The sequence below is a fragment of the Aquibium oceanicum genome (genome assembly GCF_001889605.1).
Classification (GTDB): domain Bacteria; phylum Pseudomonadota; class Alphaproteobacteria; order Rhizobiales; family Rhizobiaceae; genus Aquibium; species Aquibium oceanicum.
Genome location: NZ_CP018171.1, coordinates 2141159 through 2160347, shown reverse-complemented (window position 1 = coordinate 2160347; position 19189 = coordinate 2141159). Strand labels below are relative to the sequence as shown.

The 19189-nt window shown below is 63.9% G+C and carries 18 protein-coding genes; 10 read left to right on the top strand and 8 right to left on the bottom strand.

Features of this window, described 5'->3' with window-relative positions; translation table 11 throughout:
* The first annotated feature begins 141 nt into the window (after positions 1 to 141).
* The 4 genes from BSQ44_RS10695 (at position 142) to rsmA (ending at position 5236) form a co-directional block, all read left to right on the top strand.
* The gene (locus BSQ44_RS10695; protein ID WP_235633384.1) at positions 142 to 2397 is read left to right on the top strand and encodes an LPS-assembly protein LptD; all 2256 of its coding nucleotides are present in this window, start codon (positions 142 to 144) and stop codon (positions 2395 to 2397) included.
* A gap of 79 nt (positions 2398 to 2476) precedes the next feature.
* A complete protein-coding gene (locus tag BSQ44_RS10690) occupies positions 2477 to 3397 on the top strand; it encodes a peptidylprolyl isomerase (RefSeq protein WP_072607991.1) in 921 nt (306 codons plus the stop codon).
* Entirely contained in the window at positions 3375 to 4415 is a 1041-nt protein-coding gene (pdxA, locus tag BSQ44_RS10685) for a 4-hydroxythreonine-4-phosphate dehydrogenase PdxA (protein ID WP_072603891.1), read from the top strand. Before BSQ44_RS10690 ends, pdxA begins: the two co-directional genes overlap by 23 nt.
* Positions 4412 to 5236 carry a 16S rRNA (adenine(1518)-N(6)/adenine(1519)-N(6))-dimethyltransferase RsmA gene (gene rsmA / locus BSQ44_RS10680; RefSeq protein WP_072603889.1) on the top strand — a complete coding sequence of 275 codons (825 nt, stop codon included), beginning with the start codon at positions 4412 to 4414 and terminating at the stop codon, positions 5234 to 5236. The genes pdxA and rsmA overlap by 4 nt, the downstream gene beginning before the upstream one ends.
* 6 nt (positions 5237 to 5242) lie before the next feature.
* Here rsmA and gmk read toward each other — a convergent pair whose 3' ends face one another.
* The 8 genes from gmk to BSQ44_RS10640 all read right to left on the bottom strand — a co-directional run bounded on the left by gmk (position 5243) and on the right by BSQ44_RS10640 (position 13023).
* On the bottom strand, positions 5243 to 5896 hold the full coding sequence (gene gmk / locus BSQ44_RS10675) for a guanylate kinase (protein ID WP_072603886.1): 654 nt from the start codon (positions 5894 to 5896) through the stop codon (positions 5243 to 5245).
* 6 nt (positions 5897 to 5902) lie between these two features.
* A complete protein-coding gene (locus BSQ44_RS10670) occupies positions 5903 to 6793 on the bottom strand; it encodes a YicC/YloC family endoribonuclease (protein WP_072603884.1) in 891 nt (296 codons plus the stop codon).
* Positions 6794 to 6819: 26 nt separating this feature from the next.
* Complete coding sequence (mltG, locus tag BSQ44_RS10665) at positions 6820 to 7995, bottom strand: endolytic transglycosylase MltG (protein WP_072603882.1); 1176 nt, start codon at positions 7993 to 7995, stop codon at positions 6820 to 6822.
* Between the two features lie 179 nt (positions 7996 to 8174).
* Positions 8175 to 9437 (bottom strand): beta-ketoacyl-ACP synthase II, encoded by a 1263-nt coding sequence (fabF, locus tag BSQ44_RS10660; RefSeq protein ID WP_072603880.1) that lies wholly within the window; start codon positions 9435 to 9437, stop codon positions 8175 to 8177.
* Between the two features lie 39 nt (positions 9438 to 9476).
* On the bottom strand, positions 9477 to 9713 hold the full coding sequence (locus BSQ44_RS10655; RefSeq protein ID WP_072603879.1) for an acyl carrier protein: 237 nt from the start codon (positions 9711 to 9713) through the stop codon (positions 9477 to 9479).
* A 235-nt stretch (positions 9714 to 9948) separates the two neighbouring features.
* A complete protein-coding gene (fabG, locus tag BSQ44_RS10650) occupies positions 9949 to 10686 on the bottom strand; it encodes a 3-oxoacyl-[acyl-carrier-protein] reductase (RefSeq protein ID WP_072603876.1) in 738 nt (245 codons plus the stop codon).
* A gap of 53 nt (positions 10687 to 10739) precedes the next feature.
* Positions 10740 to 11678, bottom strand: a complete 939-nt coding sequence (gene fabD, locus BSQ44_RS10645; protein ID WP_072603874.1) for an ACP S-malonyltransferase — start codon at positions 11676 to 11678, stop codon at positions 10740 to 10742.
* Positions 11679 to 11856: 178 nt separating this feature from the next.
* Positions 11857 to 13023, bottom strand: coding sequence for a M20 aminoacylase family protein (locus tag BSQ44_RS10640; protein ID WP_072607990.1), 1167 nt, complete (start codon positions 13021 to 13023; stop codon positions 11857 to 11859).
* Positions 13024 to 13202: 179 nt separating this feature from the next.
* Here BSQ44_RS10640 and BSQ44_RS10635 point away from each other — a divergent pair, with 179 nt between their 5' ends.
* The 6 genes from BSQ44_RS10635 (at position 13203) to BSQ44_RS10610 (ending at position 19186) form a co-directional block, all read left to right on the top strand.
* Positions 13203 to 14159: a calcium/sodium antiporter gene (locus BSQ44_RS10635; protein WP_072603872.1), complete on the top strand. Its 957-nt coding sequence runs from the start codon at positions 13203 to 13205 to the stop codon at positions 14157 to 14159.
* A gap of 271 nt (positions 14160 to 14430) precedes the next feature.
* Positions 14431 to 14910 carry a 30S ribosomal protein S6 gene (gene rpsF, locus BSQ44_RS10630; protein WP_072603870.1) on the top strand — a complete coding sequence of 160 codons (480 nt, stop codon included), beginning with the start codon at positions 14431 to 14433 and terminating at the stop codon, positions 14908 to 14910.
* A complete protein-coding gene (gene rpsR / locus BSQ44_RS10625; protein WP_072603868.1) occupies positions 14910 to 15158 on the top strand; it encodes a 30S ribosomal protein S18 in 249 nt (82 codons plus the stop codon). Before rpsF ends, rpsR begins: the two co-directional genes overlap by 1 nt.
* A gap of 208 nt (positions 15159 to 15366) precedes the next feature.
* Positions 15367 to 15954 carry a 50S ribosomal protein L9 gene (rplI, locus tag BSQ44_RS10620; protein ID WP_072603866.1) on the top strand — a complete coding sequence of 196 codons (588 nt, stop codon included), beginning with the start codon at positions 15367 to 15369 and terminating at the stop codon, positions 15952 to 15954.
* Between the two features lie 157 nt (positions 15955 to 16111).
* Complete coding sequence (locus BSQ44_RS10615; RefSeq protein ID WP_072603864.1) at positions 16112 to 17398, top strand: SAM-dependent methyltransferase; 1287 nt, start codon at positions 16112 to 16114, stop codon at positions 17396 to 17398.
* A gap of 297 nt (positions 17399 to 17695) precedes the next feature.
* Positions 17696 to 19186, top strand: coding sequence for a replicative DNA helicase (locus tag BSQ44_RS10610; RefSeq protein ID WP_072603862.1), 1491 nt, complete (start codon positions 17696 to 17698; stop codon positions 19184 to 19186).
* Positions 19187 to 19189 lie beyond the last annotated feature (3 nt).

Sequence of the window (19189 nt, the reverse complement as noted above, 5' to 3'; positions counted from 1 at the left end):
GTGAGGGGTAGCGGACCAGCCGCTCGCGCGCGGCTGCTTTGCGGCGCGACCGCTCTGGCGTTGCTTTGCGCGCTCGGCGCTACGAATGCGCATGCCCAGAACCTGCCGTCGTTTGACGCCGGGGCGGACGAGGATACCCAGATGTACCTCGAAGCGGACACGGTGATCTACAACAACGACCTGCAGACGGTGACCGCCCAGGGCCAGGTCCGAATCAAGTATGGCGGAAGCCGCCTGGTCGCGGAGCGGGTGGACTACAACCAGGCCACGGGGCGGATCGTGGCGTCCGGCAACGTCCAGATCGTCGACAGGCAAGGCACACGAATCTTCGCGGACGAAATCGACGTGACCGAGGACTTCGGCGACGGTTTCATCAACGCGCTCTCGGTGGAGACGACTGACGACACCTATTTCGCCGCGGAAAGCGCCGAACGGCGCGGCGGCAGGGTCACCGTCTTCAACCAGGGCGTCTACACCGCCTGCGAACCGTGCGAAGATCGTCCCGACAAGGCGCCGATCTGGCGCGTGAAGTCGCGAAAGATCATCTGGAACGGCGAAGAGAAGGTGGTGCGCTTCGAAGGAGCTCGGTTCGAGTTCTTCGGACTGCCGATCGCCTACCTTCCCTATTTCGAGATGGCGGACCCGACGGTCCAGCGCAAGAGCGGCTTTCTACGGCCGGCGATCGGCTATTCGAAGTATCTGGGCGCGAGCGTATCGATCCCATACTTCTTCGCCTTTTCGCCGACATACGACCTGACCGTTACCGGCACCTATTACGGCAAGCAGGGCTTCCTGGCCGAAGCCGAATGGCGCCAGCGCTTCAACAACGGTGCATATTCGGTGACCATTGCCGGGATCAGCCAGAAGGATCCGAGCGAATTCCCGTCATCTTACGTCGACACCACCGTCGAGCAGCGCGGCATGATCGGCACGAGCGGCGCGTTCACCATTAATCCGCGCTGGTCGTTCGGATGGGACGTGATGGTGCAGAGCGATTCGCGTTTTTCCGCCACCTACGGCATCGTGGGGTATGACGCGTACGAGCGGACGAACGAGATCTACCTCACCGGTCTGAACGACCGGAATTATTTCGACCTTCGCCTGCAGAAGTTCAGCGTTCAGGATCGCAATTTCCGGGGCACGCAACTCGACTCGCTGCAGCCGTGGGTGCTTCCGTCCCTGGACTACTCCAAGACAGTCGACGAGCCCGTCGCGGGCGGAGAACTCAGCTTCGATCTCAACACAGCGATCGTCCATCGCAGCGACCGGGACTATTCGAGCGGCGTACCCGCGCTACGGGGCATAGAGGGGACGACGGGGCGGATCACGCTGGAATCGGAGTGGAAACGCAGTTTCATTACCGGAGGCGGGCTTCTTCTGACACCGCTGCTCAGCGTGCGCGGAGACGCGATCGGTGTCGACGCCTCGGATTCCACCATCTCTGCCATCAACCACATGACCGGCAAGCTTGGCGGGTCGCGCTACTCCTATGACGGTTCGACCTATGGCACCGTGGCGTCCGACATCCGCTCGTCCTACTACCGGGGCATGGCGACCGCGGGTCTGGAAGCGCGGTGGCCGGTGATGTTTTCGACGACGAGCGCATCGCATGTGCTCGAACCAATCGGGCAGCTTTTCATCCGGCCTGACGCCCCCTACGGGGATACGCTCGGCATTCCCAACGAGGATGCGCAGAGCCTCGTGTTCGACGCGGCATCGCTTTTCGAACGGGACAAGTTTTCCGGCTACGACCTGATAGAGGGTGGGACCCGGGCTAATCTCGGTATCCGCTATGTCGGATCTTTCGGCAACGGCTGGAATATGTCGGGTATATTCGGGCAGTCCTATCACATTGCCGGCACCAACCCCTACGCTTCGCCGAACTTCGTAAATGCCGGCGCCTTTTCGGGGCTCGAGAGCGACGTGTCGGATTTCGTCGGCTATGTGGATCTCGACACACCGGTGGGTCTCAAGTTTTTCGCTGGCGGGCGCTTCGACGAGGAGACTTTCGAAACCAGACGCGCCGAGGTCGGCGCCACGACGGAAATCGGCACGACGAAACTCAGCGCGACCTATGCCTTCATCCAGGAACAGCCGCTCTACGGCTTCGACCGCGACCGCGAGGAAGTGCGGCTGAGCGCATCGAACAAGCTCGACGAGAACTGGCGCGTTTTCGGAGGAGGCGCGTACGACCTGTATTCGAACACGCTCGCCACGAGCAGCATCGGGCTGGAGTACGAGGACGAGTGCTTCTCCTACGCGCTCACGTTCAAACGCAAAGAGGGCACGACAACCAAAGAAGTCGACTACAATGTCGCGTTCCGCATTTCGCTAAGAACACTCGGCGAAATAGGCACGTCGACCGAGGAAGTGTCCACGCAACTCGGCATCGAGTGATCGCGTCATGCTTTCGCCGCATAGGAAACGCATGCATCTTCGCCGAGACTTCGTATAGCCAGACAGGATTTATCGCATGATGACTGCCACGAGGCGCCTCACCTTCCCGGCACTTCTGGCCGCTTTCGTGATCGGCTTGACGGGGATTTCCACTGCCACGCGGGCATTTGCCAGCGAGATCAAGTACATCGTGAACGACGTCCCCGTCACGAGCTACGACATCGCCCGGCGCGCCGCCTTCCTGAAGCTGCAGCGACGTTCCGGCAGTGCCTCCGAAGCAATGATCGAGCAGGCCCTGCAGGTTTCCGAAATCAACCGCAGGCGCATCAAGATAACCGACCAGCAGGTAAACGACGCCTATGCCCGTTTCGCCGCGGGCAACAAGCTCTCCGTTGCCCAGGTCGACCAGGTCATGGCCCAGAGCGGCGTGACCAAGGCACATTTCAAGGACTACATCCGCGCCCAGATGGGATGGAGCCAGGTGCTCGGTGCCAAGTTGCGATCGGAGGCCCGGATCAGCGAGCAAGATGCGGCTCAGCGCATGCTCCAGCAGGGCGGAAACAAGCCGACCGCGACCGAATACCTCCTTCAGCAGATCATTTTCGTCGTCCCGGCGGCCGAACGGTCCGCGCAGCTTGGCAAGCGCAAGCGCGAGGCTGAATCCATGCGTGCGCGCTTCAATGGATGCAACACGACACGTGAATTCGCGAAGGGGCTGCTCGACGTGACGGTCCGCGACCTCGGCAAGGTGCTCGCGCCCGAACTTCCGCCGGACTGGGCGGACAAGATCAAGGCCACGAAGCCGGGCCAGGCCACCCCCGTCCGCGAAACCGACCGCGGCGTGGAATTCATCGGTATCTGCAGCGCGCGCGAAGTGTCCGACGATCGCGTCGCCCAGATGGTGTTCCAGAACGAGATCGCCGGCGAAGAGAAGCCTTCGAAACTGTCCGAGGAATATCTAGCGGAACTGCGCAAGAATGCGCGGATCGTCCAGCGCTGACCAGCCGCCGCTCGCGCTGACTTGCGGCGATCCGGCCGGGATCGGGCCGGAAATCACGATAGCGGCGTGGCTGGCAAGGAAGGAGCGGCAGGTGCCGCCCTTTTACCTTATCTCGGACCCCCACCTCATGGAGGCACGGGCCGTTCAAGTCGGCGCCTCGGTTTCCTTTGTCCCCTGCGCCGCGGAAGATGCGCCCGGGATTTTTGCGCAAGCCATTCCGCTCGTGCCTCTCCAGGCGACAGTGCGTGACGATCCCGGCGTCGCGGACAGCGGCAATGCGGCTGGTATCCTGGAGTCCATCGACAGGGCTGTCGCCGACGTCAGAGCCGGAACCGCGTCTGCGGTCGTCACGAACCCGATCGCCAAGAAACCGCTCTACGATGCCGGATTCCGTTTTCCCGGCCATACCGAATATCTCGCCCACCTCTGCGTAGAGGCGTCCGGCATTTCCGTACAGCCTGTCATGATGCTCGCAGGGCCACAACTGCGCGCCGTGCCCGTAACCATCCACATCGCGCTTGCGGACGTGCCGAAAACGCTCACGACCGATCTCATCGTCTCGACCGCGCGGGTCACGGCACGGGACCTGCGGGCACGCTTCGGCATCGAGAAGCCTCGACTGGCGATCGCCGGCCTCAATCCGCATGCGGGCGAGAATGGTGCGATGGGTGTCGAGGACGAGGCGATCGTTCGGCCGGCCGTCGAGTTGCTGCGGGCGGAAGGCATAGAGGCTTTCGGCCCGCTGCCCGCGGACACCATGTTCCACGCGCGGGCCCGGGAGGGTTACGATGCCGCGATCTGCATGTACCATGACCAGGCGCTCATCCCGGCCAAGGCACTGGCCTTCGACGAGACTGTGAACGTCACGCTCGGCCTGCCCTTCATCCGTACCTCGCCCGACCACGGAACGGCCTTCGATATCGCCGGCAAGGGCATCGCGCGGCCGGACAGCCTGATCGCGGCGCTGCGGATGGCGGCGGAGATGGCGACGCGTCAACGTAACGTTTCGCCGACATGAGTTCCGATGGATTGCCGCCGCTGCGCGAGGTCATTGCGCGGCATGGGCTGATGGCGAAGAAGTCGCTCGGCCAGAATTTTCTGCTGGACCTCAACCTGACCGGCAAGGTCGCGCGCGCGGCGGGAGACCTCGACGGGGCGACCGTCATCGAGGTCGGTCCGGGACCCGGCGGCCTAACGCGGGCGCTCCTGTCGCACGGCGCCAAACGCGTCATTGCAATCGAGCGGGACGAACGATGCCTGTCCGCGCTGGCCGAGATCCAGGCGCGCTATCCCGGCCGGCTGGAGGTCCTGCAGGGCGACGCGCTCCGGACCGACTTTCATACTCTCGCTGGCGGAGAGACGGTCCGGATCGTCGCCAACCTCCCCTACAACATCGGCACTGAGTTGCTGGTCGGCTGGCTCACCGCCGAGCCTTGGCCGCCTTTCTACGCCTCGCTGACACTGATGTTCCAGCGCGAGGTCGCCGAGCGCATCGTCGCCGCACCTAGCAGCGGCAGCTATGGCCGTCTGGCCGTGCTGGCCGGATGGCGGACAGAGGCCCGTATCGCCTTCGACCTGCCCGCCCAAGCCTTCACGCCACCGCCCAAGGTCACGTCCGCGGTCGTGCACCTGGTTCCCCGGCCGGAGCCGCTTCCCTGCGACGCAAGCAAGCTTTCGCGGGTGACGCAGGCAGCGTTCGGTCAACGCCGCAAAATGCTTCGGCAGAGCCTGAAGAGCCTTGGCGGCGAGACATTGCTGGGAAAGGTCGGAATCGACGGCACTCGGCGCGCCGAAACACTGTCGGTCGAGGAGTTCGTCGCGCTGGCAAACGCGATTTGAGAGGCGCTACAGCTTCTCGTCGAGCAGCCCGGATACGAACTCGAAGAGTCCCGGCCGTCGGTCGCGCCGCAGCCGCTCCGCCGCCACGATCGCCTTCACCGACGAGAACGCCGCGTCCAGATCGCTGTTGATCACGATGTAGTCGTATTCGCGCCAGTGCTCGATCTCTTCGCGAGCATTGCTCAGCCGGGCGGCGATAACGGATTCCTGGTCCTCGGCGCGGCGGCGCAGCCGGTCTTTCAACTCGCGCATCGAAGGCGGCAGGATGAAGATGGAGACGATGTCGCCCCTCATGCGCTCGCGCAACTGCTCGGCGCCCTGCCAGTCGATGTCGAACAGCATGTCGCGGCCTTCCGAGATCGCCCTCTCCGCCGGCTCGCGCGGGGTCGCGTAGAAATTGCCGTGCACCTCGGCCCATTCGAGCAGTTCGTCATTGTCGCGAAGATATTCGAACTCGCGCCGGCCGCGGAAATGGTAATGGACGCCGTCGATCTCGCTTGCCCGGCGCGGCCTGGTCGTGACGCTGACGGAAAGCTCGAACTCCTTGTCGCTCTCCAGGAGATTGCGGGCGATCGTCGACTTCCCGGCTCCCGACGGGGATGACAGGACGAGCATGAGGCCGCGGCGGCGAATGCTCTCGGCCGGATTCTTGTCGACCATCCTCTTCTACTCCAGGTTCTGCACCTGTTCGCGGAACTGATCGACGACCGCCTTCAGTTCCAGACCGATCGCGGTGAGCGCGGTGGCGTTGGACTTGGAGCACAGGGTATTCGATTCGCGGTTGAATTCCTGTGAAAGAAAATCGAGGCGCCGGCCTATCGCGCCGCCTTTCGCGATCATCTCGCGGGCGGAGGCGACATGGGCCTTGAGGCGGTCTATCTCTTCCCGGATGTCGGCCTTGGTCGCCAGCAGCGCCGCCTCCATGTGCAGCCGCGTTTCATCAAGCGCCGATCCCGTCGCCTCCATGATCATGCTCACCTGGGCCGCGATGCGCTCCCGAATGACCGCGGGATCGCGGGAGGGATCGGCCTCGGCCTTCAGCGTCAGTTCTTCGATCGTATCGAGTTGCCTCAGGAGAACCTTCGCGAGCGCCGCACCTTCGGCTAGCCTCGCCCGCTCGAGATCCGTAAAGCCGGCCGCGAGTGACCGGAGCACCGCTTCATCGACTGCCGCACGCGCCTCCTCGTTTTCGATGAGATCGGGCACCTCGAGAACGCCCCGCAAGGCCAAGAGACCATCGGCGGTCGCCGGCCGACATCCGAACCGCTCCTCGAGGTCGCGGGCCAGCTTCGCCGCCGCCTCCAGGAATGCCTCGTTGAGCACGGGTTGCGCGGCGGCACCCGTGCGGGACACCGCAAGCGTGGCCTGGACGTTGCCTCGCGCAAAACGTTTCTGCGCGACCTGCTTTGCCGGCTGTTCCAACCTTTCGAAGCCGGGCGGCAGGCGCAATCGCACCTCCAGCCCCTTGCCGTTCACCGAGCGGATTTCCCACGCGATGGCCATTCCGTCGTGTTCGGCACCGGCGCGGGCAAAACCCGTCATGCTTTGAACCGCCATGGAGTCCCCCCCCGCCCGCGATGAGCTCAGTCGCCGCTGCCTGCTTCCCCGCCGGCCGGGGCGGCGCTTTCCTTCTGCGTCCGCTCGACCGCTCGCCAGCGCGCAACGTTGCGGTTGTGCTCGTCGAGCGTCTCGGCGAAGACATGGCCCCCGGTGCCGTCGGCGACGAAATAGAGATCGTTCGTCTGGGACGGGTTTGCCACCGCTTCGAGAGAGGCCCGGCCCGGCGTGGCGATGGGCGTGGGCGGCAAGCCGTCGATCTGGTAAGTGTTGTAGGGTGTGTGGTTGTCGATATCGGACCTGTAGATTGGCCGGTCCGATGGCTTGCCCTTGCCGCCGAAGAGGCCATACACGATCGTCGGGTCCGACTGGAGCCGCATGCCCTTCCTCAGCCTATTGATGAAGACCGCGGCCACGCGGGACCGCTCATCGGGCTCTCCGGTTTCCTTTTCTACGATCGAGGCAAGGGTCACGAACTCGTTGATGTCCTTGAGCGGCAGGCCCTCGACCCGGCGCTCCCAGACACTCTCGACGAGTGCCTTCTGCTGGGCAATCAGCCTTTGGATGACTTCCTTGCGCGTGGTTCCGCGCGTGAAGCGCTGGGTGTCGGCCACGATACTGCCCTCCGGCGGCATTTCCGCCGGCATCTCGCCGGTCAGCGCCTCATGCTCGGCGATTCGCTGAAACGCCTGCTCGACCGTCAGGCCCTCGGGAACGGTGAGCGAATAAAGGACCGATCGCCCACTCTCCAGGAGTTCCATGATGTCGCGCATCGAGGCTGCCGGCTTGATCTCGTACTCGCCGGCCTTGAGGCTCGCATCGTGCCCGTAGGCCTGGACGCCGTAGCGAAAAATGCGCGCGTCGCTAATCAGGCCGCGCCGCTCGAGCAGGGAGGCGATCTCCCTGACGCCGGAGTTCGGCTGAACCATCACCACGTCGCCGGTCAGCGATGGACCCGGTGATTCGAACTCGCGCTTGCCGAAATAAAGGAGTGCGCCCGCCGCCAGCGTCAGGAGCACGATGGAGGACATGACGAAATTCAGGAAGACCACGAACTGGTTGCGCGAGCCGCGCGACCGTCGAACGCGCTTTGGCGGAGGCGTACCCATCTCGGGCCTCAGCGCCTCTGTCGCGGATTTGGGGACAATTGGTTTGGGAACATCGCTTCGCCTGCCGAACGTTGCATTGTCTTCGGTCGTCATCCTCGTCCCAAGGCTCCCTCGAACGGCGTTCGTCTCGTTGCTACCGCGAACGTCCCGTTCCGTGCTGTTCCAGCACGGCTGCTTGTGTGGTCGGCTACGCTCCGTCGGAAGGAAGCGGAATCACGACATGGTCACCGGACCATATCGACGAATATGGCAAAATTCGCGGCTCGCGCCGGTCAGCCATTGTATCGCTGGAATACCAGGGAGGCGTTCGTGCCGCCGAAGCCGAACGAATTGGAAAGCGCAATGTCGATCTTGCGCTCGCGCGGCGTGTTCGGGACGAGATCGATGGCCGTCTCAGTCGACGGGTTGTCGAGATTGATCGTCGCGGGCGCAACGTTGTCGCGGATCGCGAGCACGCAGAAGATCGCCTCTGCGGCGCCGGCCGCGCCGAGAAGATGACCGATCGACGACTTAGTCGAGGACATCGAGATCTCCGACGCGGCATTGCCGACCAGCCGCTCGACGGCGCCAAGCTCGATCGTATCGGCCATGGTCGAGGTGCCGTGGGCGTTGATGTAGTCGATGTCCGACGGCGAGATGCCGGCACGCTTCAGGGCAGCCTTCATGCAGCGGAACGCCCCGTCTCCGTCCTCGGACGGCGCGGTGATGTGATAGGCGTCACCCGTCAGCCCGTAACCGGTGACTTCGGCGTAGATCTTCGCGCCGCGTGCCTTTGCGTGCTCCAGTTCCTCCAGAACGACGACGCCGGCGCCCTCGCCCATGACGAAACCGTCACGATCCCGGTCATAGGGGCGCGATGCCTTCTCGGGCGTATCGTTGTAGGCGGTCGAAAGGGCACGACAGGCGGCGAAACCGGCGATCGACAGCCGATTTATCGGCGCTTCGGTTCCACCTGCGAGCATGACGTCCGCGTCCCCGAGAGCAATCAGCCGCGCGGCGTCCCCGATGGCATGCGCGCCGGTGGAGCACGCCGTCACGACAGCATGGTTGGGGCCCTTGAGCCCGTGCCGGATCGAGACCTGGCCCGAAACCAGGTTGATGATGTTGCCCGGAATGAAGAAGGGGCTGATGCGGCGCGGGCCGCGCTCGTGCAGGATCAGCGCATTCTCGGCTATGCCGTCGACGCCGCCGATGCCGGAGCCGATCATCACGCCGGTGGCATAACGGTCGTCCTCCGTCTTCGGCTCCCAGCCGGAATCCCGCAGCGCCTCGTCGGCCGCGGCGATGCCGTAGATGATGAAATCGCCGATCTTGCGCTGGTCCTTGGGTTCCAGCACCTGGTCAGGATTGAAACTGCCGTCGCTTCCGTCACCGCGCGGGATTACGTTGGCGATCTTGCAGGCCAGGTCGCCCGTCTCGAAAGTTTCGATACGGCGCGCCGCGCTCTTTCCGGAAAGCAGGTGTTTCCAGGAATGCTCGACGCCCGTTCCGAAGGGAGACAGGAGACCAAGGCCAGTTACGACGACACGTCTCATGCGAATTCACTCGACGGGCGCTTGGTGCGCCCGACGCCTTCAGGCCGAAGCCTTCTCGATGAACTTCACGGCGTCACCGACCGTCAGGATGGTTTCGGCCGCATCGTCGGGGATTTCCACGCCGAACTCTTCCTCGAAGGCCATCACGAGTTCGACGGTGTCGAGGCTGTCGGCGCCCAGATCGTCGATGAAGCTCGCCTGCTCGGTCACCTTGTCCGCGTCGACGCCAAGATGCTCGACAACGATCTTCTTTACGCGTTCTGCAGTATCGCTCATTTCAAAACCCTCGACTTCGGTTCAAGTTGGTCTTCGTTAGCGGCAGGTCAACCGCTAATCAAGCTGAAAGATGGCCCCGCTCTCGCCCTTCAACGGCGCATTCCCGGCGGGACGGTTCGGTGCTGGAAACCTGCCGCAGGGGCGGCAACGGCCGCCTCTCTCGCTGGCTCGCGCCGCATATCACGAACCGGCATGTGCCGCAAAGCAGTATTCCTCCCCGGCGCCACGAGCGACATCAGATCATCGCCATGCCGCCGTTCACGTGGAGAGTCTGGCCCGTCATGTATGCCGCCTCGGCGGACGCCAGATAGACCACGGCCGACGCGATCTCGTCGCCCACGCCCATCCGCTTCATGGGGATCATGCCCAGGATCGCGTCCTTCTGCTTGTCGTTGAGCTTCTCGGTCATCGCCGATTCGATGAAGCCGGGTGCGACGCAGTTCACCGTCACGTTGCGCGGCGCGATCTCCTGCGCCAGCGACTTGGAAAACCCGATCATGCCGGCCTTGGAAGCGCAGTAGTTGGCCTGCCCCGGATTGCCGGTGACGCCGACGACCGAGGTGATGTTAATGATGCGGCCGTAGCGGCGGCGCATCATCGGATGGGTCAGTTCGCGTGTCAGGCGAAACACCGATGTCAGGTTCACCTCCAGCACCGAATCCCAATCGGCGTCGGACATGCGCACGAACAGTCCGTCCTTGGTAATGCCGGCATTGTTGACGAGGATGTCGACGCCTTCGAGCTCGGCCTCCGCCTTCTGCCCGAGCGCTTTCACCTCGTCGCGGCTGGAAAGATTGGCGGGGAAGACCTTGACCCGATCCCCGAATTCGGAGGCGAGCGATTCCAGCTTTTCCTGCCGCGTTCCATGCAGGCCGACCGTCGCGCCCTGCTTATGGAGAGCCCTCGCAATCGCTTCGCCGATACCGCCGGAGGCACCGGTGACGAGGGCCTTGCGCCCACTGAGATCAAACATTTTCCTCTCCTTCGGTCCTTCGCCCGGGTCTTCCCGAACTCGGCGCTTCGGCTTCAGCCGAGCGTCGCGAGTGCGGCTTCCACATCGGCCGGTGAATTGACCGCCACCGCGTTCAGGTTACGGTCGATGCGGCGGGCCAGACCGCACAGCACTTTGCCGGCGCCGACCTCATATAGTGTCGCCACCCCGTTCGCCGCCAGCCACTCCACCGTTTCGCGCCAGCGAACCCGCCCCGTCACCTGCTCGACCAGGCGGCGCCGGATCTCGTGGGGATCGGCGATCGGCGAGACCGTCACATTGGCAACGACCGGCACCGACGGCGCGTTCACGACCACCTTCGACAGCGCTTCGCGCATCGCTTCGGCCGCCGGCTGCATCAGCGCGGAATGGAAGGGCGCGGAGACCGGAAGCATGAGCGCGCGCTTGGCGCCCATCTCCGTGCACAGCCGCGCACCATCCTCGACGGCGGCTTTCGTACCGGAAATCACAAGCTGCCCGCCGCCATTGTCGTTGGCGATCTGGCAGGCGCCGCCGGAAGCCTTCGCGCAGGCGTCCTCTACCTTCTCCTGGTCTAGACCGATGATTGCCGCCATCGCCCCTTCGCCCGCCGGAACCGCCGCCTGCATGGCATTGCCGCGGATGCGCAGGAGCCGCGCGGTGTCTGCGAGCGAAAACACGCCTGCCGCGCACAAAGCCGAATACTCGCCAAGCGAATGGCCGGCCACGTAGGACACCTTGTCCTTCAGCGAAAATCCGCGTGCCTCCAGGGCACGGATGGCGGCCATGGAAACCGCCATCAGCGCCGGCTGCGCATTGGCTGTCAGGGTCAGCATCTCTTCCGGCCCGTCCCAGATAATGGACGAGAGCTTCTCGCCCAACGCCTCGTCCACTTCCTCGAAAACGCGGCGCGCTTCGGGGAAGGCTTCGGCCAGGTCCCGGCCCATCCCGACGGACTGGCTGCCCTGCCCTGGAAAGGTGAATGCAATGCCCATCGGGCGATCTCCCCGTCGTTCTTTCCGGTGAGCCTGTGCGGCAGGAGAGGCCGACAAGTCAAGGCCAGGGCAGGAACCGACCGACGACGGCAAGATCGTCTTTCCCTACGACGCCATCCACGTGGACTTCACCATCACGAAGGCGGCCTGAACCGCCTCCGTATCGTCCTGTCCTGTCTCAGCCCGCCGGCAGCGCCGTTTCCACCAGCTTCGCCCAGTAGGAACAGCCGACGGGGATGATCTCGTCGTTGAAGTCGTAGGCGGGATGATGGACGTAGGGTCCGTCGCCCTGGCCGAGATAGATGAAGGCACCCGGGCGGGCTTCCAGCATGAACGCGAAGTCCTCGCCGCCCATCACAGGCGGCGTGTTGGTGTCCACCCTGTCACCCGCGACCTGCCGGGCGACGCCGGCCGCGAACTCGGCCTGTTGCGCGTGGTTCGAGAGAACCGGATAGTTGCGCTGGTAGTCGAGCGTCGCCTTTGCCCCGAAGGCTCGGGCGGTATGTTCCACGACCTCCCGCATGCGCTCCTCGAGCAGGTCGCGGACCTCAGCCGACAGCGTGCGCGCCGTGCCGGTGAGCTGTGCGGTCTGCGGGATGACGTTGAAGGTGTCGCCTGCCTTGAAGGTGGTGACGGAAACCACCGCGGCCTCGACCGGATCGACGTTGCGCGCCACCACCGACTGCAGCGCCGTCATGATGTGTGCGCCGACCAGCGTCGTGTCGACACAGCGCTGCGGGCGCGCGGCATGGCCGCCCAAGCCTTCGATGTCGATGACGAACATGTCGGCCGCCGCCATCATCGACCCGCTGCGGATTGCGAAGGCGCCCGCCGGAAGGCCCGGCGCGTTGTGCAGGCCGTAAACCTCGTCAATTGAGAAACGGTCCATCATGCCCTCATTGACCATTTCGCGGCCGCCGCCGCCGCCCTCCTCCGCCGGTTGGAAGATGACCACCGCCGTACCGTCGAAATTGCGCGTCTCCGCCAGGTAGCGTGCCGCGCCCAGCAGCATGGCCGTATGGCCGTCATGCCCGCAGGCATGCATCGCCCCGTCCGTCTTCGACTTGTAGGGTCGGTCGATGATTTCCTGGATCGGCAGCGCGTCCATGTCGGCGCGCAGGCCTATGGTGCGGCCGCTGCCGTTCTTGCGACCCTTGATGACACCGACCACGCCGGTGCGTCCGATACCCGTGACGATCTCGTCGACACCGAATTCCTTGAGCTTTTCCGCCACCAGCGCGGCGGTACGATGCACGTCGAACTGCAGTTCCGGGTTGGCATGGATGTCCCGGCGCCACTCGGTCACGTCCTTGTGGAACTCGGCGATACGGTTGATGATCGGCATGTCCTGGAAACTCCACTCATTCTTGGTGCGGCCAGTCTTGCCCGCCGAGGCACTGGCCGCAATCGGAAAATCGACGTTTGCGTCGCGCATCCGCCTTCCAGATGACATCCGGCGGCTTGCGGGTTCGTAGCGAGCGACCCATGTAGGGCTGGCCGAACCACTAGCAACATTGGGATTTCATGGGCTTCTGGACAGACCTTCTACTCGTTCTACTCGGGATGGGGCTGCTGTTCGGTGGCGGAGAGTTCCTGGTTCGCGGGGCCGTTTCCGCCGCGCGCCGGTTCGGTGTCTCCGAACTCGTCATTGGCCTGACGATCGTCGGCTTCGCGACATCGACGCCCGAACTGCTCGTGTCGGTCCAGGCGGCCCTGAAGGGCAGCCCGGAAATAGCCATCGGCAACGTCGTCGGTTCCAACATCGCCAACATCCTGCTCATCGGCGGTTTTACCGCGCTTATCGCCTCGATGGTGGCGCCGGATGGCGAGCTGAAGCGCGACCTGCGCGTGATGCTCGCCTCTTCGGCCCTCATACTGCCGGCCGCCGCATGGGGCGCGATCCCGCGGCTTGGCGGACTGCTGCTCGTCGCGCTGCTCGCAGTCTACCTCTACGCACATTTTCGGGCGGCACGGCACGCAAACGCGAAGCCGGATTCGGCGGACGGTCCGGATACGACTGCGATGGACCCGCTCTGGCGCAGCGTCGCCCTTGTGATCGGCGGCATCGTCATGCTCGTTCTCGGCGCGGACTGGCTGGTGGACGGGGCGAGTTCGATTGCGCGCGCGGCGGGCATATCCGACGCTGTCGTGGGATTGACCGTCGTCGCGATCGGCACCAGCCTGCCGGAGCTCGCCACCTCCATCGTCGCCGCCTGGCGCGGACGGCCGGGCGTCGCGCTCGGAAACGTCGTCGGCTCCAACATCTTCAACGTGCTTGGCATCCTCGGTGCGACTGCCATCATCGCGCCGCTGCCGATTGCCACCCGTTTTCTCTGGTTCGATCTGCCTCTGATGATGGCCATCAGCATCGGCTTTGCCGCCGTGCTCACCGCCGGGGATCGGCTCGGAAAGACCGCGGGCGGGCTGATGCTCGCAGGCTATGCCGTGTACACCGCGGTCTTGTTCCTCACCCCGATGTGATATCCGGGCCTTGCAAAGCACGGAGTTTTCCGTATAAGCGCGACCACTCTGCCGGTCCCGACTGGGGGCTGAACGGAGGGCCCGTGCGTTTCTCCAGCTCTAATTTGGGAAATCCGCGTGTGTGAAGGTGCAAGCCTTCCGCCTCCCGTGTCTCCGCTCTCGACCGTCTCATCGAATGCGCCTTTCTTCTCCGCGAACGCGGAAAGAGCTGTCGCAGAGGCTTTAGCCGTTGGGAACCGGACGAGCGAAACGAAGAAAGGCAAGAAAGCTCATGGCTCTGTACGAACATGTGTTTCTCGCCCGCCAGGATCTGTCCTCGCAGCAGGTCGACGGCCTTGTCGAACAGTACAAGGGTGTCATCGAAGCGAATGGCGGCAGTGTCGGCCGGGTCGAGAACTGGGGACTGAAGTCCCTCACCTACCGCATCAAGAAGAACCGCAAGGCCTACTACACGCTCATGGACATCACCGCCCCGGCGGCGGCGATCCAGGAAATGGAGCGTCAGATGGGCCTGTCGGAAGACGTCCTGCGCTTCATGACCATCCGCGTCGAGAAGCACGAGGAAGGCGCGTCCGCGATGATGCAGAAGCGCGAAGAGCGCAGCGACCGGGGTGACCGCTTCGGTGACCGTCCGCGCTTCGGCGACCGTGATCGCGGCCCGCGCGGAGGTGGCGATCGTGACCGTGGCGGCGACCGCGACGATCGTGGCCCGCGCCGTCCCCGTGAACAGCCCGAGGGAGCTTCGCACTAATGGTCGACATCAATCAGATCCCGACGCGCCGGCCCTTCCATCGCCGCCGCAAGACCTGCCCGTTCTCCGGCGCCAACGCGCCGCGGATCGACTACAAGGACGTCCGTCTCCTGCAGCGCTACATTTCCGAGCGCGGCAAGATCGTTCCTTCCCGCATCACCGCCGTCAGCCAGAAGAAGCAGCGCGAACTCGCCCAGGCGATCAAGCGCGCGCGCTTTCTCGGCCTGCTGCCCTACGTGGTGAAGTGATCCGGCCGGCCGGGCGGCTCGACCGCCCGGCCTTCCGCCGCTTCGGGTGCGGCGGTCTCGGCTTTCGAAAAATCCCGAGTTGGGCGGTATCGCCCTAACTGCCGCGGCAGGCAGGACAGCGACATCGACGCACTGCGCGTCCGACACGGCTTCCTGACCTGTCCCGAACCGATTTGGCCGCATCCCGGCCCGTGAAAGGACAAGACCAATGGAAGTCATTCTTCTCGAACGCATTTCCCGCCTCGGCCAGATGGGCGACACCGTCAAGGTGAAGGACGGGTTCGCACGCAATTTCCTGCTTCCGCAGGGCAAGGCGCTTCGCGCCAACGAAGCCAACAAGAAGAAGTTCGAAGGCCAGCGCGCGCAGCTCGAAGCGCGTAACCTGGAGCGCAAGTCGGAAGCCGAGGCGGTTTCCGAGAAGCTCGACGGCATGTCGTTCGTGGTCGTGCGTTCGGCCGGTGAAACCGGCCAGCTCTACGGCTCGGTCTCCCCGCGCGACATCTCCGAACTGCTGACGGCCGAGGGTTTCTCGGTCGGCCGCAATCAGGTCGAGCTCAACAACCCGATCAAGTCGATCGGCCTCACCAACGTCGTCATCGCGCTCCATCCGGAGGTCGAGGTGACCATCACGCTCAACGTCGCGCGCTCGGCCGACGAGGCGGAACGTCAGGCGGCCGGCGAGAAGCTGGATTCCCTCGAGGCGATCTACGGCGAAGACATCAACGAGAACGCGCGTCCGGATGCCTACTTCGATCCGAACGAAGAGGGATTCGAAGAAGAAGAAGAAAACGCCTGATCCATTCGGATTGCCCGAACAGGCTCAATACCCGGGCGGGAACGCCCGGGTATTTTTTTGCTTGAAGGAACATGTGGAGCGGATGCATGTTTCGGCATCGCTCCAGCAAACGGTAGGCGGAGCGGGAGGAGTACGTTCGGTAAGGGGTGTGTGTTCGATGAACATTCTCTTGCGCAATGTCCTGGAGCGGTTGGTCCGCACTGGAAACCTCGTCATCGTCGATCCGGGCGGCTCGACCCATACCTTCGGAGACGGAACGGGTCCGCGGCTCACCATCGCCATTCGCACCCAGCATGCCGAACGCGCGATCGGATTCGATCCCATGCTTGCCGTCCCCGAGACATACATGGATGGCGAACTGGACGTGGTCGAAGGCGATCTGATTGATATGCTGCGGATCGCCTACCAGAACATGGGTCCGAGCGGACTCGACGTGGCATGGACGAGAGCGCTGGAAGGCGCACGCAGCGCGTTTCGCCGGTTCCAGCAGCTCAACACCACCGTGCGCGCCAGGCGCAACGTGGCGCGGCACTACGACCTTTCGCCGGAACTCTACCGCCTCTTCCTCGACAACGACATGCAGTATTCCTGCGCCTATTTCGAGGGTCCGGACGTGACGCTGGAAGAGGCGCAGCTCGCCAAGAAGCGCCACATCGCTGCCAAGCTGGATCTCAAACCGGGGCAGACCGTGCTCGACATCGGCTGCGGCTTCGGGGGCCTCAGCCTCTATCTCGCCCGCAATTTCGACGTCGACGTCGTCGGGGTAACCCTGTCGGAGGAGCAGCACGCGATCGCCACCGAGCGCGCCCATGCCGAAGGTCTCGACCGGCACGTCCATTTCGAGCTGCGAGATTACCGAGATCTATCGGAGCGATTCGACCGCATCGTGTCGGTCGGCATGTTCGAGCATGTCGGCGTCAATCACTACCGCACCTTCTTCGACAAGTGCGCCACGCTGCTGAAGCCCGATGGCGTGATGCTCCTGCATTCTATCGGCCGTTTCGGCCCGCCGGCCGCCACGAACGCCTTCATTCGCAAGCATATCTTCCCCGGCGGATACATCCCCGCGCTGTCGGAGGTGCTGCCGTCGGTCGAGCGTGCCGGCCTGATGAGCGGCGACATCGAGATCCTGCGGCTGCACTACGCCGAGACGCTCAAGCACTGGCGCCAGCGCTTCCTCGCGAACCGCGATCGCATCAAGTCGATCTACGACGAGCGCTTCTGCCGCATGTGGGAATTCTATCTCGCCGGTTCGGAAGCGGCCTTCCGCTGGCAGGACATGATGGTGTTCCAGATCCAGCTTACTCGCAGCAATTCGGTCCTGCCGATGACGCGCGAATACATGCTGGAATCGGAAAGGGACCTGGCCGAACACGGAGTCGCCGAGCCGGGCCACCTGCCAGAGAAGGCGACGCACACGCGCATGTCGGAACCCGGCGAATAGGACGATCGAAGCCCATCCTTCCCGCCGCGGTGCACGAGGCGGCAGGAGGAACCCTTTTGCTCATCGTTTCTCAAAACATCGGAGCGGATTCCCGCTCCGATTTTCTCGTTTTGTTCGCGTGAATACCTGGGCTACAATGCCCCTTCCCTAGGATCGATTCGCGTCAACCGGCTTTTTTGCATTTTCGATCCCGGGGCTGTGGAGAAGTGTGAATCACGGGCGGTGAGGCGGTTTCCCGCCCCATCCTTCGCCGACATCTGATACCGGGTTGGCGGGCAGGGAATCGACGGGAAAGAAATGGCAGAAGCAGTCCGCAAACTCGCGGTGGCGGAAACGCCGCTCTATCGCGAAGCGCCGAACAACATAGAGGCCGAGCAGGCGCTCCTGGGCGCCATCCTCGTCAACAATGACGCGTTTTATCGCGTTTCGGACTTCCTGAAGCCGCCCCATTTCTACGAACCGCTGCACCGCAAGATCTACGAGATCGCCGGCGAACTGATCCGGATGGGCAAGATGGCCAATCCGGTGACGATGAAGACCTTCCTGCCTGCCGACGAGAAGGTCGGCGACATTACCGTCACGCACTACCTCGCACGGCTCGCGGCGGAAGCCGTGACGATCATCAACGCATCCGACTACGGACGGGCGATCTACGACCTCGCGACGCGGCGCGCGTTGATCACCGTCGGCGAGGACATGGTCAACATCGCCTACGACGCGCCGGTGGACATGGCGCCCTCCGACCAGATCGAAGACGCAGAGAGGCGCCTCTTCGAACTCGCGGAGACCGGGCGCTATGACGGCGGCTTCGAAAGCTTCACCGACGCGGTCAAGACCGCCGTGGACATGGCCAACGCCGCTTACATGCGCGACGGCCATCTCTCGGGCATCTCCACCGGCTTCCGCGACATCGACCGCAGGCTCGGAGGCCTGCAGCCGTCGGATCTGGTCATCCTCGCCGGCCGACCCGCCATGGGCAAGACCTCGCTCGCCACCAACATCGCCTTCAACATCGCATCGGCCTACCAGCCGGCGCAGCAGGCCGACGGGTCCTTCAAGGCGGCCAATGGCGGCGTAGTCGGCTTCTTCTCGCTGGAAATGTCGTCCGAACAGCTCGCGACCCGCATCATCTCGGAGCAGACCGAGATCTCGTCCTCGAAGATCCGCCGCGGCGAGATTTCCGAGGCCGATTTCGAAAAGCTCGTCGCCTGCGCGCAGATGATGCAGAAGACGCCGCTCTTCATCGATCAGACGGGCGGCATCTCGATCGCCCAGCTTGCCGCCCGGGCGCGGCGGCTCAAGCGGCAGCGTGGGCTCGACGTGATCGTGATCGACTACGTCCAGCTGATGCAGGGCTCCTCGTCGAAATCGAACCAGAACCGCGTACAGGAAATCACCGAAATCACCACTGGCCTCAAGGCGCTCGCCAAGGAACTCCAGGTGCCGATCGTGGCGCTGTCGCAGCTCTCGCGCCAGGTCGAAAGCCGCGACGACAAGCGCCCACAACTTTCGGACCTGCGCGAATCGGGCTCGATCGAGCAGGACGCCGACGTCGTGCTTTTCGTCTATCGCGACGAATACTACATGCAGAACAAGGAGCCCGAGCCCGGCACGATGGAACACCAGCAGTGGCAGGAGAAGTTCGAGCGCGTGAAAGGCAAGGCCGAACTCATCATCGCCAAGCAGCGCCACGGCCCCACCGGCACGGTCGATCTCGCCTTCGAAGGCCAGTTCACCCGGTTCTCCGACCTCGCCGAGGAAAGTCATCTGCCGGAACGCTTCGAGTAGTCG

Bases quoted from the DNA above. Each gene is read 5' to 3' on its own strand.
- BSQ44_RS10695 (WP_235633384.1), top strand. From the start codon at position 142: ATGTACCTCGAAGCGGACACGGTGATCTACAACAACGACCTGCAGACG.
- BSQ44_RS10690 (WP_072607991.1), top strand. From the start codon at position 2,477: ATGACTGCCACGAGGCGCCTCACCTTCCCGGCACTTCTGGCCGCTTTC.
- pdxA (WP_072603891.1), top strand. From the start codon at position 3,375: ATGCGCGGATCGTCCAGCGCTGACCAGCCGCCGCTCGCGCTGACTTGC.
- rsmA (WP_072603889.1), top strand. From the start codon at position 4,412: ATGAGTTCCGATGGATTGCCGCCGCTGCGCGAGGTCATTGCGCGGCAT.
- gmk (WP_072603886.1), bottom strand. From the start codon at position 5,896: ATGGTCGACAAGAATCCGGCCGAGAGCATTCGCCGCCGCGGCCTCATG.
- BSQ44_RS10670 (WP_072603884.1), bottom strand. From the start codon at position 6,793: ATGGCGGTTCAAAGCATGACGGGTTTTGCCCGCGCCGGTGCCGAACAC.
- mltG (WP_072603882.1), bottom strand. From the start codon at position 7,995: ATGACGACCGAAGACAATGCAACGTTCGGCAGGCGAAGCGATGTTCCC.
- fabF (WP_072603880.1), bottom strand. From the start codon at position 9,437: ATGAGACGTGTCGTCGTAACTGGCCTTGGTCTCCTGTCTCCCTTCGGA.
- BSQ44_RS10655 (WP_072603879.1), bottom strand. From the start codon at position 9,713: ATGAGCGATACTGCAGAACGCGTAAAGAAGATCGTTGTCGAGCATCTT.
- fabG (WP_072603876.1), bottom strand. From the start codon at position 10,686: ATGTTTGATCTCAGTGGGCGCAAGGCCCTCGTCACCGGTGCCTCCGGC.
- fabD (WP_072603874.1), bottom strand. From the start codon at position 11,678: ATGGGCATTGCATTCACCTTTCCAGGGCAGGGCAGCCAGTCCGTCGGG.
- BSQ44_RS10640 (WP_072607990.1), bottom strand. From the start codon at position 13,023: ATGCCGATCATCAACCGTATCGCCGAGTTCCACAAGGACGTGACCGAG.
- BSQ44_RS10635 (WP_072603872.1), top strand. From the start codon at position 13,203: ATGGGCTTCTGGACAGACCTTCTACTCGTTCTACTCGGGATGGGGCTG.
- rpsF (WP_072603870.1), top strand. From the start codon at position 14,431: ATGGCTCTGTACGAACATGTGTTTCTCGCCCGCCAGGATCTGTCCTCG.
- rpsR (WP_072603868.1), top strand. From the start codon at position 14,910: ATGGTCGACATCAATCAGATCCCGACGCGCCGGCCCTTCCATCGCCGC.
- rplI (WP_072603866.1), top strand. From the start codon at position 15,367: ATGGAAGTCATTCTTCTCGAACGCATTTCCCGCCTCGGCCAGATGGGC.
- BSQ44_RS10615 (WP_072603864.1), top strand. From the start codon at position 16,112: ATGAACATTCTCTTGCGCAATGTCCTGGAGCGGTTGGTCCGCACTGGA.
- BSQ44_RS10610 (WP_072603862.1), top strand. From the start codon at position 17,696: ATGGCAGAAGCAGTCCGCAAACTCGCGGTGGCGGAAACGCCGCTCTAT.